The organism is Sinobaca sp. TMA16-18 (genome assembly GCF_059510535.1).
Genome location: NZ_JCAKFM010000006.1, coordinates 195,965 through 211,371 on the forward strand (window position 1 = coordinate 195,965; position 15,407 = coordinate 211,371).

The window sequence follows — 15,407 nt, forward strand, 5'->3', positions numbered from 1 at the left end:
CAATAATATATAGGATATTCCGACTTCTGTCAACCAGGCCCCGTGCCGGCTTACCTGGTTTCTCTTTTCTGCAGCTCATTAAACTGGGTATACAAGTCTTTTAACGCCGCTATAATAGCGTTTTTGGCTTTGCCGGAATAGCTGTACTGAATCGCTTTAATCGGCTCTTCTATTCCATTTTTCAAGCTGTAGCCCCGGAACAGCTGGTTAATAAATTCTCTGCCGTGTTCGGTGGCAAGCGTGCAGGAGCACTGGAGAATAACCCCATACTGCCTGTCAATTTCCGCAGTGACCGTCAGCGTCTGAAACAAACTTTGTGCGGCCATTCCTTCCGGAAGCCTGGAGTGTCCTGCAATAAAAATAATATTTTTTCCATTCATCTGTCTTGTCCTCCCGGCTGTTATTCAGGCTGGCGGCACCAGCCCGGGGTGGTTCTATTTTATCGTATGGGTATTCCGGCGGCAGGGCAACGTATTTTTTTCATCAGATCGTGCCGTTATTGATTTTTGGATCCAATATAAAGTAATTATACCAAAGGCTTATCAGAGAAAACAGAAAAAATACTTTATTTATCAAGAATATACTTACTAAATGGATATTTTTATGATATTATACAATCATAGATTGGATCCCATTTACACAGATTTTTATAGAAAGAAGAGGAAGCTATGGAACATACCAACACGAAAAATCCGAATCCGACGAGCGAAGACCTGGTAACGGAAACGCTGCGGGCAGCGATTCTGGACGGGGAGTTTCAGCGCGGGGACCGGATCGTTCAGGAAGACTGGGCCAAACGCCTGCAGGTAAGCCGGATGCCGATCCGCGAAGCACTAAAGCGCCTGGAGTTCGAAGGCCTTGTTAAAAACGAACCCCGGCGCGGCGCGATTGTGTATCCTATTTCCATTAATGACATCGAAGAGATTTACACCCTGCGCTCCATGAATGAAAGCCTGGCGGTGGAAAAGGCGCTTCCTTATTTGGAGGAAGCGGATTTCGAAGAAATGGACGCGATCCTGACGGAGATGGAAACGATGGAGTTAACCGAGGCATCCTTTGACCATTATTCTTCCCTGAATCAGCTGTTTCATAAGAAGCTGATGGAAAAATGCCCGTGGAAACGGGTGCTGCACAACACGGAGATTCTCCGCAATCACTACCTGGCGATCAAAAGCCCGATGATTTTGACCCGCTACACCGACAAAGCCAAGATGGAGCACCGCCAGATTCTGGCCGCGGCCCGTTCCGGCAAAGTTTCGCTTTTGAAAAAAGTAGTGGAGTACCATATTGAACGAAACAAAAACGATCTGATCGACAACATTAATTTGTAAAGATGGAAAGGAGACCAGTGCTATGGAAACCGTTCAGCTCCGCTACACCGAACAGCAGCTTCAGCCTTTTCTGCAGCGTCTCTTTACTGCGGCCGGCGTCGAAGAAGGCCCCGCTTCGCTCGTCTCACAGCATCTGGTAACCGCGCAGATGCGGGGCGTAACGTCCCACGGTGTGATTCGCACCGGCATTTATATTAAGCGCTTACTCGAAGGCATCGTAGAAACAAAAGCGGATATTACGATCAAACGGGAAACGCCCGTCAGTGCCGCAATAGACGGCGGCAACGGTCTCGGTATTCCGATCGCGTCCGAAAGCATCAAGCTTGCCGTCCAGAAAGCCAAACTCTCCGGCATCGGCATGGTGGCGGTGACCAACTCCAACCACTGCGGGATGCTTGCCGATTATACGAACTACGCGGCTGATCAGGGCTGCATCTCCCTCGCTTTTACCAACTCCCCTTCCGCTGTCGCTCCGTGGGGCGGCCTGGAAAAATACTTCGGCACGAATCCGTTTTCCTACGCCGTTCCCCGCCGGGACCGTGCGAACATCGTCTTTGACATGGCCACCAGTGCTGTTGCCAAAGGCAAAATTATTGCGGCAAAAAACAACGGTGAATCGATCCCGCTCGGCTGGGCGATCACAAAAGACGGCGAGCCGACAACCGATCCGTCCGAAGCGCTTGACGGCCTGCTGCTTCCTGTCGGCGGCCCGAAAGGCTACGGGATTGCATTTCTCGTGGAAATGCTCTCTACAGCACTAAGCGGTGCCGCCACCGGCCCGCATATGGGCGACTTGTACAATGACTTTAAGGTCAAGCAGAACAACGGCCACTTCTTTCTGGCGTTTCGTCCCGACCTGTTTGAGGATATGGACGTGTTTCACAGCCGTATCGATCAGCTTGCCTCCGAAGTCCAGAGCGTCTCCACCCGGGAAGGCATCGAACGGATCCTACTGCCCGGTGAACTGGAATATGACAAGCTGCAGAAGCATAAAGCAGAAGGCGTCGAGCTTCCCCCCGCCCTTGCAGCCGAACTGAAAGAACTGGCAGCGGAACTAGGTGTCGAGCCGCTTCATTAAATCCGGGAGGTGAACCGAAAGCAGCACCCGATCCGAACCCTTATTTTTTTACTTAAAAATGACAGCGCTATCATGAAAAGGAGAGAACAAATGAAAATTACAAAAGTAGTTACACAATGGGTACAGATTCCACTGGAACGACCGGTCGGCTTTTCGATTAAAACGTTAACGCACCGCGACCATCTGCTTGTGCGCATCCATTCCGATGCCGGCGTGGAAGGGATCGGCTTCTGCCTGCAGGACGTAAGCGGAAAAGCCGCCAAAGCGGCGGTTGATGAGCTGCTGGCCCCAATGATCATCGGCGAAGATCCGCGCGATATCGCTAAAATATGGGAAAGACTTTACTGGCAGACGGTACGTGCCGGACGCAGAGGCAGCCTGATGCACGCGCTCTCCGCCGTTGACATTGCGCTTTGGGACCATCAGGCCAAACTTGCCGGCATGCCGCTCTATAAGCTCTTGGGTGCCTACCGTGAGGAAGTACCGTGCTACGCATCGGGCGGCTACTATTACGACGGACTCGAAGTGTTCTCCAAGCTGGAAGCAGAAGTACGCGGCTACATGGAACAGGGCTTTAAAGCGATCAAAATGAAAGTCGGCCGCCTGTCCGCAGCCGAGGAAGCCGAACGGGTTAAAGTCGTCCGCAACATCATCGGCCCGGACGTGAAGCTGATGATTGATGCCAACCAGTCGTTTCTCGATGTGAATGAGTGCCTGAGCTTCTGCCGTAAGGTCGAGCAGTATGACATTGCCTTCTTTGAGGAGCCGCTGCCGATTGATATGATGGAAGGGTTTGCCCGTCTGAAACGACAGACGTCGATTCCGCTCGCCTCGGGTGAAGTCGGTGCCACCCGCTGGGAGTTCCAGGAATTCATGCGCCGCGGTACGCTTGATTACGTGCAGCCGGACGCCACCCAGTGCGGAGGCGTGTCGGAATGGCTGAAAATCGCAGCCCTTGCCGGTGCGCAGGGCGTATCGATTGCCCCGCATTACCACTGGGATATTCACATTCATCTCGCCTGCGCGACAAGAGAAGTGACAATTCTGGAGAAATTTATCGGCACCAACGTCAAAAACTTCGACCTCGTGATTCACAATCCTCGAGAAGTAACGCCCCACGGCACCCTCGTGCCGCCCGAAGGCGACGGCCTTGGTATCGAGTGGAACGAAGAAGCCATTCAGGAGTATCTGGTGGAAGAAGAAACGATCGAACATGCTATTTCCAGCAGCGTATAATATTAGACAAAACAACAGCCGCCCGCATTCTCCGTTCTGGAGAATGCGGGCGGCTTCTGTCTGTGCTAATGGACCGGCAGGCTCTGCTGCTGGAGGAGAGCCTCTATTTCCTGCTTCTGCTGCTTCGTGCTCTCAAGAAGCGGCTTACGGACCCAGCCGCCGTTATAGCCCTGCAGCGTGGCAGTATGCTTCAACCCTGCTATGCCGTAAGTGTCTGTGACGGCGGTGTTGATCGGAAACACGGCCTGGTACAGCTCCCGCGCTTCGTCCACCCGGCCCTCTTTAAATAAAGTTATAATCCGGGTGCATTCGTTTGGGTGGCTGTTCGCAAGCGCCATGATCGCCGTATCAATGCCGAGCGCAAGCGCTGGAAATAACGCAGAGGCGGTGCCGACCATGATCGTGAAATCCGCCGGCAGTTCGCGCTTGAACGTCGCAAGCTGCGGGACGTTGCCGCTGCTGTCTTTCATGCCGATAATGTTCGGGTGCCGGCTTAATCGTTTCAGCAGCGACACACTGACGTTAATATGCGTAAACTTCGGGACGTTGTATACGAGAATCGGAATGTCACTGTGATCCGCCACGTCGGTAAAATAGGCCGCCAACGCCTCCTCCGACATCGCTTTTCCGTAGTAAAACGGCGTCAGAATCAACGCTGCATGGGCCCCGATCTTTGCAGCTTTGTTCGTGAGCGCAATCGTCTCCCGCGTGGACTCCATGCCGGTGCCGGCCAGAATGGTCCTGTCCTTTTTGGCGTGCTGCACGGTTTCTTTAATCAGATCCAGCTTTTCCTCTTCGGTTAGATAAATCGTTTCACTGTTGGAGCCGAGTGCCAGGTACCCGGACAGGTCCGCTTCGTTCCATTTTTGAATGTTGGCCCGGTAGCTTTCCAGATCCACGTCCCCGTTTTCTTTAAACGGTGTAATGACCGGAGGAATAACCCCCTGAAGTGTAACATCCGCCATCTTTACTCCTCCTCCGTTTGTCCTGTTTTATTTCAGCACGGTACGGCAGCCGCCGAGCACCTGGTCCCCGAGACGAAGGGAAAACGTATCCCCGTCTGTGACAGGGCCGACGCCTTTTGGCGTGCCGGTGAAAATCAAATCCCCTTCTCCCAGACCAAAGGAGGCCGCCGTGTAGTCGATAATATGCTGCAGGTCAAAGATCATCTGCCGGCTGCTGCCGCGCTGGACTTCTGTTCCATTTTTAATGAGCGTAAATTCCATGTCTTTTAACGCTTCCACACCGGGAAAATCAATAAACGGCGTCACCGGGGCGGATGCGGGAAATCCTTTGGCCCGCAGCCACGGATGGCCTTTTTCCTTTAACGTGGACTGGATGTCGCGCAGCGTAAAGTCGAGGCCAAGGCCGAGTCCGTCAATCAGCTCGTCGGCACTCATGCCTTCTTCATATGCCCTGCCGATGCGGATGACGATCTCCGCTTCAAAATGAACGGCTCCCTTGTCTCCCGGCAGCTGAATCTCGCGGCCGTCTGCTTCGACCCAGGCGTGCGTCGGCTTCAGGAAAAGCATCGGCGCGTCCGGCATCGCATTGTTCAGCTCGGACACGTGCTCGGTGTAGTTGCGTCCCACGCAGTAAATGTTTGTAATGTTCGTCATCGTATCCCTCTTTACTGTCGGTTTTGTTAAATGGCTCCACAGTCGCGCAGCGCCGTTATCTGTTCTTCTGATAACCCGTAGCCGTGCAGCACTTCTGTTGTGTGTTCGCCCAGCTGCGGCGGCGCGCTCTGCATGTCCACGCTGATATTCTTGTATTTAATTGGATTGCGGACGACTTTCATCCGGCCGACGACAGGGTGCTCTGCTTCCTGCGTCATTTCCCGGGCCTTTACCTGCGGATGGTCAAAGACCTGTTCAACATTATTTACCGGCCCGCACGGAATAGCGTGCGAAGACAAGAGCTCCTCCCATTCATCCGCTCCCTTTTCGGTAAACACGTCTTCGAGGAGACTGCGCAGCTCGGCACGGTTCGCGACCCGGTCGCCGTTGGTCGCAAACTTGGCGTTGTCTTTCCATTCCGGGCGGTCCATCGCGTCAGCCATCCGGTGAAACAGGCGGTCGTTGCCCGCCGCTACCATAATCGGCTTGTCTTTACACGGAAATGTTTCGTACGGGGTAATGTTGCCGTGCGCATTGCCGACCCGCTCAGACACATGGTCGTTTAACAGGTAGCTGCTCGCAATATTGCCGAGCGAGCTCACCTGCACATCGAGCAGCGACAGGTCAATATGCTCGCCTTCGCCTTCGTTATCGCGGTGACGGAGCGCGGCGAGCACGCCGATCGCCACGTAGTGCGACGTCATAATATCCACAACCGGCGTCCCGACTCTTGTAGCCTCTGCGCCGGGGTGGCCGGTAATATCCATTAAGCCGCCGACGGCCTGAATGACCGGGTCATAGCCGGGCAGATCCTTGTACGGACCCGTCTGGCCGTAACCCGTGACCGAGCAGAGAATAATATCTTCTTTCACCTGTTTCAGCGTGTTATAGTCCAGCCCGAGGCGTTCAAGCGTCCCCGTTTTGAAATTCTCGATCACAACATCTGATTCTTTGACGAGCTGCTTAAAGAGCGCCACGCCTTCTGTATTTTTTAAATCAATCGTTATCGATTTCTTGTTACGGTTGGCCGCCAGGTAATACGTGCTTTCCTCTTCGATAAACGGCCACCAGTGCCGGATGTCGTCCGATCCGTTCGGCGCTTCCACCCGAATGACTTCGGCGCCAAGGTCCGCCAGCTGCATCGAGCCGAGGGGACCTGCCAGCACCCGGGATAAATCGAGAACTTTAATACCTTGCAATGGCTTATTCATTATCGCATCACTCCACTAAAATAGACTATAGTGCCTTTACCAGTCCGCCATCGACCACAAACGTCTGCCCGGTAACGTACGTATTCGCGCCGGAGCAGAGGAACACGACCTGCTTGGCGAATTCTTCCGGCTGCCCGTAGCGTCCGATTGGAATCGACTTTTCGGTAGCTTCGCGCACCTGATCGTAGGTTTTGCCCTGCTTGTCTGCACGGATGTTGTCGAGCTGAGCAACGCGCTCGGTGTCAATCCGTCCCGGTCCGATCGTATTAATGAGAATATTATCGTCCGCCACTTCCTGGGAGAGGCTTTTCGCAAGACCGACAATGCCGGCGCGGAACGTGTTGGAGAGCACGAGATTGTCGAGCGTCTGCTTAATCGAGGACGAGGCAAAATTAATAATCCGTCCGTTTTTCTGCCGGCGCATGTGCGGCAGTACTTCACGGATCAGGCGCACAAAGCTCAACAGATTCAAGTGGAACGCCGCCTCCCACGCTTCATCTTCAAATGCTTCAAACGTGCCGGCCGGCGGGCCGCCCGCGTTATTGACAAGTACGTCCACTGTGCCGTGCAGCTCAACTGCTTTTTCAACGAGCGCTTTAATCGACTCCGCATCGGTAATGTCGCACACCTGGTAATGAACGTTTTCGTTGTTCGTTTCTTTTTTGATCTCGGCGACCGCCTGCTGCAGCTGTTCTTCATTCCGGCTGGAAATCAAAACGTTTGCGCCTTCGCGTGCGAATTCCAGTGCTGATGCTTTGCCGAGCCCTTTGCTTGCAGCCGTTACAACGACTGATTTGTTTTGTAAATGCAGATCCATAGAAACATCTCTCCTCTAGTATGATGATTACTGTTTTTTTAAATCTTTCACGGTATTGGTCAGGGACGTAAATCCTTCGATCCGGCACTCTACTTCATCGCCGTCCTGAATATGGATGGCGCCGGGGGTGCCGGTCGAAATAATGTCACCCGGTTTGAGCGTCATCACTTTGGAGTGAAACGATACCAGATTCCACGGTGTAAACGTCATGTTGGAGACGACGTTCTCGCGGTGGATACGGCCGTTAATGACGGTCGCAACTTTAAGGTCGTCAACGTTATCGACTTCTTCCACCGTCACAAGCTCCGGCCCTACGCTGAAAAAGGTATCAAAGCTTTTCGAGCGCGTTAAATAGCGCGGGTTCTTCTCGAGAATGTCTTCGGCGGTCATATCAATGATTGTCGTATATCCGGCTACATAATCCATGGCCTCGGCTTCGGACACGTTTTTGCACGTCCGTCCGATCACAATGCCAAGCTCGGCTTCCGCGGTCGTCCGGTCGGACTGAGGCGGAATTTCAATCGTATCGCCCGGTCCGATAATCGAAGTGATCGGCTTCATAAAGCTCGCAGGCTCCGTGCTCGGGGCTTTTTCCTTTAAATCGGCGGCGTGGTCCTGGTAGTTCAAACCGATGCCCCAGATTTTCCCCGGTGTGCGAAGCAGCGGGCTGTAGGGGCCGGACGCAGGTTTCGCCAGCGTTTCCAGTTCCTCCGGGTGCGACTGGGCCCAGTCGCGGAGTTCGGTTAGCTTTTCTGAAACGACGAGCTCTTCCACATCGGTCGGAAAGAACGTCTGGTGCGTGTCGTTGATGGTCTCTATTTTGACCTGTTTTCCTTCGGGTAATATGATAACGCCTTTGTCGGTGCCATTTTCGCGGATCGAAGCAGTTCTCATTGCAGCGGTCACGTCCTTTCTTATTTACTGCCGCAGCAGGCGGCGGGAAAGCCGGCCTTCGCCGTTAAAANGGGTAATATGATAACGCCTTTGTCGGTGCCATTTTCGCGGATCGAAGCAGTTCTCATTGCAGCGGTCACGTCCTTTCTTATTTACTGCCGCAGCAGGCGGCGGGAAAGCCGGCCTTCGCCGTTAAAATCAAGCGTAAAGCGCTCTCCTGTTTCAAAATGTATCTTGTTGTCTATCATTTCCTGCACGACAGCCGGGCTTACATACAGCCGGTGCAGATGCAGCGTATTCGGGATTTGAATGTATTTTAGTCCATCGGTATCTTCTGCGCTCAGGCTGTTCAGAGCCGTTTCCACGGTCTGCTGTTCCGTCTCATAAATAAACGGAATCATCGCCCGGCGCAGAAAGGTGCTCGTCAGCGCGTTCGTGTAGGTGGTGTGCCGGTCGATCGTGTTAAACAGCGTCTGGGTAATAAAATCAACCAGCCCCACGCCCTGGGCGTTGCCGAACGATTCCTCCGACAGTTCGAGTGCGGCGATCCGTCTGATAACAGGAGATGTCGGTTCCGGCACCCCTTCGATCCGCCAGCGCCCGATAATATTCGGGTCCATACCGGTGCCGCTGTAGTTTTTGCCCATTTCCTCCACGACCAGCACGTCGATCTCTTCGACCGGAAGCGATGGCATGAGCTGCTTGGACAGCTCCAACAGCTCGGCTTCTGCTTCAAACCAGTTTTCCCTGCGGACGGCTTTTACTACCGCGGTTTGATCAAACGCGTTTTCGACGATGCCGATGCCCATCATCGGCGGGCCCTGGCTCAGGCACGTATGGCAGATATCTTTGATGTTTTTTTCCATCTGCAGCGAGCCGTGGCTGTGGATAAAAGCGGCGCCTTTGATTTTCCCGAGGCCGATCGCAGCCATTTTACTGAGCCCGCTCTCGACACTGCCGCGGAAGGCCGTATGGGCTTTGATCCGGTTCATCACGATGATGCCGTCTGCCTCGTACGCATGCTTGTCCATGTAGGCGGGGATGCCGTTGTCGGTATAGGCAATCCGCTCTACGTCCATCGACGACAAGATTTCCGCACCGGACGTGGCTTCGGTGATGCCCAAATGCTCGAGCACGCTCCGCTGTCCTTCCGCGGTCGCGCCGCCGTGGCTTCCCATTGCGGGAACGAGAAACGGCACGCAGTCGAACTGTTTAACCGCGGCGACGGCACAGGCGAGCATATGGTCAATCCGGTAAATGCCCCGGCTGCCGGCTGTAATTGCAATCCGGCTGCCTGCCGGGAACTGCTGCTCCTGCAGATGGATGCCGACTTGTTCTTTTACAGCGGCTTCAATGTCTTCCAGACGCTGCTCCGGGAACTGCTGCGTGATTTCAATTAGTTCCATAGCCTGCGGCCTCCCTTTGAGCTTGTAACCTGAGAATATGCTGAACGCCCGCTTCGGGTGCGGTTAACACCGGTATGTTCCCGGCCGGCACATGACGGGCGGTGTGCGCCATACTGTACTGGGAAAGAACGATCACATCGACCTCCCCCCGTACGTCCTGCACCATTTGGTTGATGCGTTCGTCATGCCCCGTTTTATCCCCGCGGGCGAGGCAGTCCATCGCCCCGGTGTCTACTTTCGTATGGATCTCTACGTCCGGCGCGAGGCTTGTTAAGTAGCGCTCGAGCGGCGGCGGGGTTTCTGTTACCGTCGCAATCAGCCCGACCCGTCGGTACGCGGCCGCCTGATGCATAACACCTTCATCGGAGCGCAGCACCGGCACCGCTGTGAGCGGCTGAATCAGATCGCGCGCTTCGTTAAAGGCCGAGCACGTCAGCAGGATCACATCTGCTTCTTCCTCTTCGGCCCGGCGGCAGAATTCCACAAACCGGAACAAAATGGCAGAAGAGAGCGTCTGCTGTTTTTTTAAAAGCGATAACAGCGTCGTATCCATGAGATGCTCCAGTTCGATCTCATCGGACACCGCCTGAAACGCATCTTCAATAGGCTGGAGCGAAGATTTCAGCGCATGCACGCATACCACTTTCATGCAGCAGCCTCCTTTCTGTTACATCGTTAAATAGCTGATGCCATAAATAACAACGGATACGAGCGCACCTGTGACAAGCACGTAAGGCGCGTTCCACATCCCGACTTTGAACGGAGAGCGGTGAAGCAGTGTACCGAGCGTTAAATTCAGCGCCGCCACCGGGGATACAACGGTCGATAACGACCATCCCGCCATGAGGGCAAGCGCGAAGGCTTCGACACTTATCGTCAGATCCGCCGTCGATACACTCGCACCGATTAAAGAAACGGTGAGAATCTGGTGAATGCCGCCGGCACCAAGCAGCACAATAACTCCAATCGTCACAACAATGACGAGCAGCGGAGACAGCTGGTTAAGCGACGCAAAAAACGAAGCGATAAACGGGGACACCGGCGTCGTTTCCACCATTTTGGCGAAAAAAGCGGCCGCGATAAAAAGCACCGCTTCATTATGAATATTCGGAAGGATCGTATTTTTATAATGCTGGAGCGAGCGCCCGAATGCTTTAACCCGGTTGATACAGATCGACCACATAATCGGATACGCAATCGCAATGACGCTGATTAAGACAACCAGGTTAATATCAAGCACACGCTCGAGAATGAAAATCCCGGCAAACATACCGGCAAACACGACGAAAAGCTCCACCCCTTTGCCCGCAGTCACCGGCACGGCAGCGGCCTGAATTTCCTTTTCCACCGCAGCCGCGGTTTCTTCCGGTTCCGGGGGCTGTTTGAGAATCATTAAAATCGAAACGGCGGTGCCGATGAACACAAGCAGCAGCCCCCAGAAAATAAACGGAAAAATCGGCAGGCCGAGCATGCTCAGCACGATTGCCACCCCGGCAAAATACGGGGACCAGCACATCGCGAGCGTAAATCCCTGCGAGACCGCTTTCGTATAAAATTTCGGATCCTTTTCAATTTCGCTTTGAAACAATTCGAATGATATACGCACGGAACCTAAATTCATAAATGAGGACAAGACGCTTGTCAAAATCACAATGTTCGAAAAAATTTTGACCGGTGTTTTTAAAAACCGGTGAACGATGAGGGAAATATATTCCACATAGCCGCCGTTTTTCAGCGGGTAGGCAAATAACGGCACCGATACAAACAGCGCCACCAGCGGCAGGTTCTCAATCAGCGATTCCCGCCAGTACGAAAACCCGAGGTCCTGGGCGAAAAATACGATATGGCCGGTGATGAGCAGAATGCCCGTCATGATTTTAGGAAAAAATGCCATAAAGGGCAGGGAATACAGAATCAGCCCTCCTGTCAAAACCATCAGCACCATTTCTCCCGGCCAGCCGGTAAAGCTGAAAATGATAAAGAGAACGGTCAGCGTCAGCAGCAGGTATCCTCTGGAAACGGATATCCGCGCCGGCCATTTGTTTACGGTACTCATCAGCCTCCCCTCGTTTTCTCCTCCTGCGGGATTCTGCCGTCTTCGGTCTTATCTGTTGATCGAAGAGCCGGAGGCATTAAAAAGTCAAAGTCGCAGCCTTGATCGGCCTGCAGCACATGATCCTGAAACAGTTTCTTATAGCCCCGCTCCGCGCCGCCTTCCGGACGGACAAACTGTTCGCGTCTCCGGCTGAGCTCGGCTTTGTCCACAAGCAGTTCGAGCTCGCGCGCTTCGACGTCGAGCCGGATCGAATCGCCGGTTTCCACGAGCGCAAACGGGCCGCCGACGGCTGACTCAGGCGACACGTGCAGCACGATCGTTCCAAAGGCCGTTCCGCTCATGCGGCAGTCCGAGATGCGCACCATATCGCGCACCCCCTGCTCAAGCAGCTTTTTCGGAATCGGAAGCATACCCGCTTCCGGCATGCCCGGTGCTCCGCGCGGTCCGGTGTTTTTCAGTACGAGAATATCGTCTGCTTCCACGTCCAGATCCGGATCATTTACTTTCTGTTCCATGTCAGCGGTGGATTCAAATACGATCGCCCGGCCTTCATGTTTTAAAAGTGACGCCGAGGCGGCTTTCGGTTTAATCAACGCACCGTTTGGTGCAATATTTCCCGTTAGTACAGCGATCCCGTCGCCTTCATGAAGCGGCTCCGTGAGCGGGCGGATCACGTGGCGGTAGTTCGGAGACACGGTCACATCCGCCAGATTTTCCTTCAGCGTCTGTCCGGTCACCGTCAGCACATCCGTGTGAAGATACGATTCTATTTCTTTCATCACTGCCCGCGCCCCGCCGGCATGGCTGAATTCTTTCATCTGGTATTCACCTGCCGGGCGGAGATTGGCGATAAATGGTGTGTCTTTTCCAAGCGTATCGAAGCGGGAGAGAGGCAGTTTAATGCCGAGCCGGCCGGCAATCGCGGTTAAATGAATGACCGCGTTTGTGGACCCGCCGACGGCCATAATCATCCGGATCGCGTTGTCGAAAGCTTTTTCCGTCATAATATCCGACGGCACAATGTCTTTTTCGACAAGTTTCACGATCTGCCTGCCGGCTTCCTGGGCTTCGGCCAGCTTTCTGTTATCGGTGGCCAGCGTAGCCGCGCCGCCCGGCATCATCATGCCGAGTGCTTCTGATACAACTGCCATCGTGCTTGCACTTCCCATCACCATGCAGTGGCCGGCGGAAGGAGCCAGCGCCTGATTGATGTTATCGAGCTCTTCTTCCGAGACGCTTCCGCTGCGGTATTCCTGCCAGAAGAAACGGCAGTCCGAACAGGCACCGAGCGTTTTTCCTTCGTATTCTCCGTTGTCCATGCCGCCGCCGGTAATCATAATGGAAGGGATATCAGCGCTTGCCGCCCCCATCAGCTGGGCAGGCGTCATTTTGTCGCAGCCGCCGATTAATATCACACCGTCCAACGGCTGGGCGCTGATCATTTCCTCTGTGTCCATCGCAGCCAGGTTCCGGAACATCATCGTTGTCGGGCTCGTGAAACTCTCGCCAAGGGAGATGGTGGGGAACTCCAGCGGAATCCCGCCGCCCATCAGCACCCCGCGCTTGACGGCTTCGACAATGGGACCAAAATGGGTATGGCATCGATTCACCTCGCTCTGCGTGTTGCAAATACCGATTGTCGGCTTTTCCCAGTCCTTTTTCGTGTGCCCCATGTGACGGGCGAACGCCTGTCTTAGAAAGACGCTGAACCCTTCATCTCCGTATGATGCTGTTTTTTTTCTATCCTTTGCCATAAGCCTGCATCCTCTCTGTTACATTGACTTGCTGCGTGACAGCTCGATGATTCCTTCGGTTACCTGCGTGCCGTCTTCCTTTAATGCTTTCAGTGTAAATGCTTTGCCGGCTGCCGTTTCTGCCGGTGCCCATTCTATATACAATGCTTCGTCGAGAAACACTTTACCGGTAAACCGCGTTTGAAAATATGAAACATACCAGCCGTCCTCCAGCAGCGGAATAAAGGGAACATACGTATACGCCATCGTCAGCAGGCCATGCACGATTACGCCGGGCAGGCCGTTTGCTCTAGCCTGCGCCTCGTCTATATGTATCCCATTTAAATCGCCGGAAGCCCGGGCATAGTCCTGTACCTGCTTTTTACTGAAGCCCGGCACTTTAATACAGTACTCATGAATGGTCGTCGTATTCATTCCGGCACCCCTTCCATGCGGCGGGCGGTTTTCCAGACGAGCACCCGCCTGGAGACAAACACGGTGTTGGCCGCGCCGTCTTTTCCCGTCTGCGTCAGGTAAATAAAAGCCATTTCCCCGTTTCTGCCGTTTTTTCGGACGATCTGTTCAATCTGCTGCGAGCACTGCACGGTTTCATCGACTGCGAGCGGCCGGTGGTATTCGTATTCCTGCTCGGCGTGAATCATGCCCGCGTCCGGCCAGGTGAGGCCGTCAATTTCTCCAAACGAAAACGTACGCACGAATGTCGGCGGCACGTGACCCGCTGCGATGTCGTAAAAGCCGAGGGCCTCGTTAAATTGTTCTACACGTTTGCGGGATACTTTATTTTCAACCATTGTTGAAGGTACGTTCAGAAAATCTTCCCAGTACATGGCGGGCATCATCCTTTCTGCCGGATAAAAAAGGAAAAGGCTGTTTAGAAAAACAGCCTTCACTTTGCTGGAACAAATGTCCTGTATTAGTCAAGAAGACCTTCTTCTTCATAGTACTGCTCTGCGCCCGGGTGGAATGGAATGTCTCCGGACCCTTCATCAAAGTTTTCTACTTCGAACTGCTGGAATGTCTCGTGGCTGGAATGCAGATCTTCAATGTTATCCCACATGGCTTTCGTAATATCGTAGGCTACTTCGTCAGACATGCTGGCATCCACAACGAGGAAGTTCTGCATAGCCGTTGTATGAACGTCCTCTTCCTGCCCTTCGTATGTGCCGGCCGGAATCGTTTCATCAATATAGAAATCATACTCATCAAGCATTTCCTGGCGCTGTTCGTCATCGATGCTCGTCAGAACGCCATTGGCCGTGCTGAGCATTTCACTTACAGCCGAAGTCGGCAGGCCGCCGTTAATGTTGGCTCCGACTACCTGATTGTTTCTCATTAAATCGGTCGCTTCCGGGAAGGCACCAAAGTTGGCGTTAATATCATCAAACGTCAGGTCGTAGGCCCCGAGAATATGCTGGGACGCAATTTCCGTTCCGCTTCCCGTTGCTCCCGGTGCAAAGCTTTCGCCTTCAATGTCGCCGATTGATTCAATGCCGGCTCCGTCGCGCATGACGACGTGATTATAGTTCGGATAAATCCCGGCAAGAATTCGAACATCTTCGTACTGCTCGCCTTCGAACCCGTTTTCACCTTCGTAGGCATCCTGAAGGATGTTACCCATAACAAAACCGGCATCCGACTCGCCCTGGGCCATGTAAATCATGTTCTGCACGCTTCCGTTGGAAGACTGCGAGGAAGAAGACACGCCGTCCACTTCATTGGACCAGAAGTTGGCAAGCGTGGCGCCAAGTGGATAGTACAGGCCGGTCTCACTGGCTGTCGCCAGGTTAATATGTGTATCTCCTTCTTCGCCTTCATTGTTTGCTTCGCCGTTTCCGCCATCAAGGCCGCCTTCGCCGGAAGCGTCGTTTCCACCTGCTTCTTCTTCGCCGCCTCCGTTTTCAGGCTCTTCCTCCCCGCCGCCTCCGCAGCCTGCCAGTAATGCCAGTCCTACCGCCATAGTTACTGCTGGAAATACTCTCTTCGTGGACATCTTTTTCATCATAAA

Annotated in this window: 16 protein-coding genes; 3 read left to right on the forward strand and 13 right to left on the reverse strand. The window is 53.7% G+C overall.

The window, feature by feature from the left end:
* Window positions 1-50 precede the first annotated feature (50 nt).
* Window positions 51-380, reverse strand: coding sequence for a DUF3870 domain-containing protein (locus tag AC5W14_RS12575; RefSeq protein ID WP_496057700.1), 330 nt, complete (start codon window positions 378-380; stop codon window positions 51-53).
* Between the two features lie 288 nt (window positions 381-668).
* Here AC5W14_RS12575 and AC5W14_RS12580 point away from each other — a divergent pair, with 288 nt between their 5' ends.
* From AC5W14_RS12580 to AC5W14_RS12590, 3 genes are all read left to right on the forward strand, one after another.
* Window positions 669-1,331 carry a GntR family transcriptional regulator gene (locus AC5W14_RS12580; RefSeq protein ID WP_496194614.1) on the forward strand — a complete coding sequence of 221 codons (663 nt, stop codon included), beginning with the start codon at window positions 669-671 and terminating at the stop codon, window positions 1,329-1,331.
* A gap of 22 nt (window positions 1,332-1,353) precedes the next feature.
* Window positions 1,354-2,409: an Ldh family oxidoreductase gene (locus AC5W14_RS12585; RefSeq protein WP_496194615.1), complete on the forward strand. Its 1,056-nt coding sequence runs from the start codon at window positions 1,354-1,356 to the stop codon at window positions 2,407-2,409.
* A gap of 90 nt (window positions 2,410-2,499) precedes the next feature.
* A complete protein-coding gene (locus tag AC5W14_RS12590; protein ID WP_496057703.1) occupies window positions 2,500-3,645 on the forward strand; it encodes a mandelate racemase/muconate lactonizing enzyme family protein in 1,146 nt (381 codons plus the stop codon).
* A 65-nt stretch (window positions 3,646-3,710) separates the two neighbouring features.
* Here the strand turns inward: AC5W14_RS12590 and AC5W14_RS12595 are convergent, their stop codons facing one another.
* The 12 genes from AC5W14_RS12595 to AC5W14_RS12650 all read right to left on the reverse strand — a co-directional run bounded on the left by AC5W14_RS12595 (window position 3,711) and on the right by AC5W14_RS12650 (window position 15,404).
* Window positions 3,711-4,610, reverse strand: a complete 900-nt coding sequence (locus AC5W14_RS12595; protein ID WP_496194616.1) for a dihydrodipicolinate synthase family protein — start codon at window positions 4,608-4,610, stop codon at window positions 3,711-3,713.
* Window positions 4,611-4,637: 27 nt separating this feature from the next.
* Window positions 4,638-5,264: a fumarylacetoacetate hydrolase family protein gene (locus AC5W14_RS12600; protein ID WP_496194617.1), complete on the reverse strand. Its 627-nt coding sequence runs from the start codon at window positions 5,262-5,264 to the stop codon at window positions 4,638-4,640.
* A 26-nt stretch (window positions 5,265-5,290) separates the two neighbouring features.
* Entirely contained in the window at window positions 5,291-6,475 is a 1,185-nt protein-coding gene (locus AC5W14_RS12605; RefSeq protein ID WP_496194618.1) for a CaiB/BaiF CoA transferase family protein, read from the reverse strand.
* 25 nt (window positions 6,476-6,500) lie between these two features.
* Window positions 6,501-7,292 carry an SDR family oxidoreductase gene (locus tag AC5W14_RS12610; protein ID WP_496194619.1) on the reverse strand — a complete coding sequence of 264 codons (792 nt, stop codon included), beginning with the start codon at window positions 7,290-7,292 and terminating at the stop codon, window positions 6,501-6,503.
* A gap of 27 nt (window positions 7,293-7,319) precedes the next feature.
* Window positions 7,320-8,186 (reverse strand): fumarylacetoacetate hydrolase family protein, encoded by an 867-nt coding sequence (locus AC5W14_RS12615; protein ID WP_496194620.1) that lies wholly within the window; start codon window positions 8,184-8,186, stop codon window positions 7,320-7,322.
* Between the two features lie 152 nt (window positions 8,187-8,338).
* The gene (locus tag AC5W14_RS12620; RefSeq protein ID WP_496194621.1) at window positions 8,339-9,592 is read right to left on the reverse strand and encodes a nickel pincer cofactor-dependent isomerase, group 22; all 1,254 of its coding nucleotides are present in this window, start codon (window positions 9,590-9,592) and stop codon (window positions 8,339-8,341) included.
* Entirely contained in the window at window positions 9,579-10,241 is a 663-nt protein-coding gene (locus tag AC5W14_RS12625) for an aspartate/glutamate racemase family protein (protein ID WP_496194622.1), read from the reverse strand. The genes AC5W14_RS12620 and AC5W14_RS12625 overlap by 14 nt, the downstream gene beginning before the upstream one ends.
* 18 nt (window positions 10,242-10,259) lie before the next feature.
* The gene (locus AC5W14_RS12630; RefSeq protein ID WP_496194623.1) at window positions 10,260-11,648 is read right to left on the reverse strand and encodes a hypothetical protein; all 1,389 of its coding nucleotides are present in this window, start codon (window positions 11,646-11,648) and stop codon (window positions 10,260-10,262) included.
* Window positions 11,648-13,402 carry a dihydroxy-acid dehydratase gene (locus tag AC5W14_RS12635; protein WP_496194624.1) on the reverse strand — a complete coding sequence of 585 codons (1,755 nt, stop codon included), beginning with the start codon at window positions 13,400-13,402 and terminating at the stop codon, window positions 11,648-11,650. The genes AC5W14_RS12630 and AC5W14_RS12635 overlap by 1 nt, the downstream gene beginning before the upstream one ends.
* 18 nt (window positions 13,403-13,420) lie before the next feature.
* Window positions 13,421-13,816 (reverse strand): MaoC/PaaZ C-terminal domain-containing protein, encoded by a 396-nt coding sequence (locus AC5W14_RS12640; protein ID WP_496057713.1) that lies wholly within the window; start codon window positions 13,814-13,816, stop codon window positions 13,421-13,423.
* Window positions 13,813-14,229 carry an FAS1-like dehydratase domain-containing protein gene (locus tag AC5W14_RS12645; RefSeq protein ID WP_496194625.1) on the reverse strand — a complete coding sequence of 139 codons (417 nt, stop codon included), beginning with the start codon at window positions 14,227-14,229 and terminating at the stop codon, window positions 13,813-13,815. Before AC5W14_RS12645 ends, AC5W14_RS12640 begins: the two co-directional genes overlap by 4 nt.
* Before the next feature lie 86 nt (window positions 14,230-14,315).
* The gene (locus AC5W14_RS12650) at window positions 14,316-15,404 is read right to left on the reverse strand and encodes a TAXI family TRAP transporter solute-binding subunit (protein ID WP_496194626.1); all 1,089 of its coding nucleotides are present in this window, start codon (window positions 15,402-15,404) and stop codon (window positions 14,316-14,318) included.
* Window positions 15,405-15,407 lie beyond the last annotated feature (3 nt).

Excerpts from the sequence above, each read along its gene's own strand:
- AC5W14_RS12650 (WP_496194626.1), bottom strand. The coding sequence starts at position 15,404 with ATGATGAAAAAGATGTCCACGAAGAGAGTATTTCCAGCAGTAACTATG.
- AC5W14_RS12640 (WP_496057713.1), bottom strand. The coding sequence starts at position 13,816 with ATGAATACGACGACCATTCATGAGTACTGTATTAAAGTGCCGGGCTTC.
- AC5W14_RS12605 (WP_496194618.1), bottom strand. The coding sequence starts at position 6,475 with ATGAATAAGCCATTGCAAGGTATTAAAGTTCTCGATTTATCCCGGGTG.
- AC5W14_RS12600 (WP_496194617.1), bottom strand. The coding sequence starts at position 5,264 with ATGACGAACATTACAAACATTTACTGCGTGGGACGCAACTACACCGAG.
- AC5W14_RS12620 (WP_496194621.1), bottom strand. The coding sequence starts at position 9,592 with ATGGAACTAATTGAAATCACGCAGCAGTTCCCGGAGCAGCGTCTGGAA.
- AC5W14_RS12625 (WP_496194622.1), bottom strand. The coding sequence starts at position 10,241 with ATGAAAGTGGTATGCGTGCATGCGCTGAAATCTTCGCTCCAGCCTATT.
- AC5W14_RS12645 (WP_496194625.1), bottom strand. The coding sequence starts at position 14,229 with ATGTACTGGGAAGATTTTCTGAACGTACCTTCAACAATGGTTGAAAAT.
- AC5W14_RS12630 (WP_496194623.1), bottom strand. The coding sequence starts at position 11,648 with ATGAGTACCGTAAACAAATGGCCGGCGCGGATATCCGTTTCCAGAGGA.
- AC5W14_RS12590 (WP_496057703.1), top strand. The coding sequence starts at position 2,500 with ATGAAAATTACAAAAGTAGTTACACAATGGGTACAGATTCCACTGGAA.
- AC5W14_RS12585 (WP_496194615.1), top strand. The coding sequence starts at position 1,354 with ATGGAAACCGTTCAGCTCCGCTACACCGAACAGCAGCTTCAGCCTTTT.
- AC5W14_RS12610 (WP_496194619.1), bottom strand. The coding sequence starts at position 7,292 with ATGGATCTGCATTTACAAAACAAATCAGTCGTTGTAACGGCTGCAAGC.
- AC5W14_RS12580 (WP_496194614.1), top strand. The coding sequence starts at position 669 with ATGGAACATACCAACACGAAAAATCCGAATCCGACGAGCGAAGACCTG.
- AC5W14_RS12635 (WP_496194624.1), bottom strand. The coding sequence starts at position 13,402 with ATGGCAAAGGATAGAAAAAAAACAGCATCATACGGAGATGAAGGGTTC.
- AC5W14_RS12595 (WP_496194616.1), bottom strand. The coding sequence starts at position 4,610 with ATGGCGGATGTTACACTTCAGGGGGTTATTCCTCCGGTCATTACACCG.
- AC5W14_RS12575 (WP_496057700.1), bottom strand. The coding sequence starts at position 380 with ATGAATGGAAAAAATATTATTTTTATTGCAGGACACTCCAGGCTTCCG.
- AC5W14_RS12615 (WP_496194620.1), bottom strand. The coding sequence starts at position 8,186 with ATGAGAACTGCTTCGATCCGCGAAAATGGCACCGACAAAGGCGTTATC.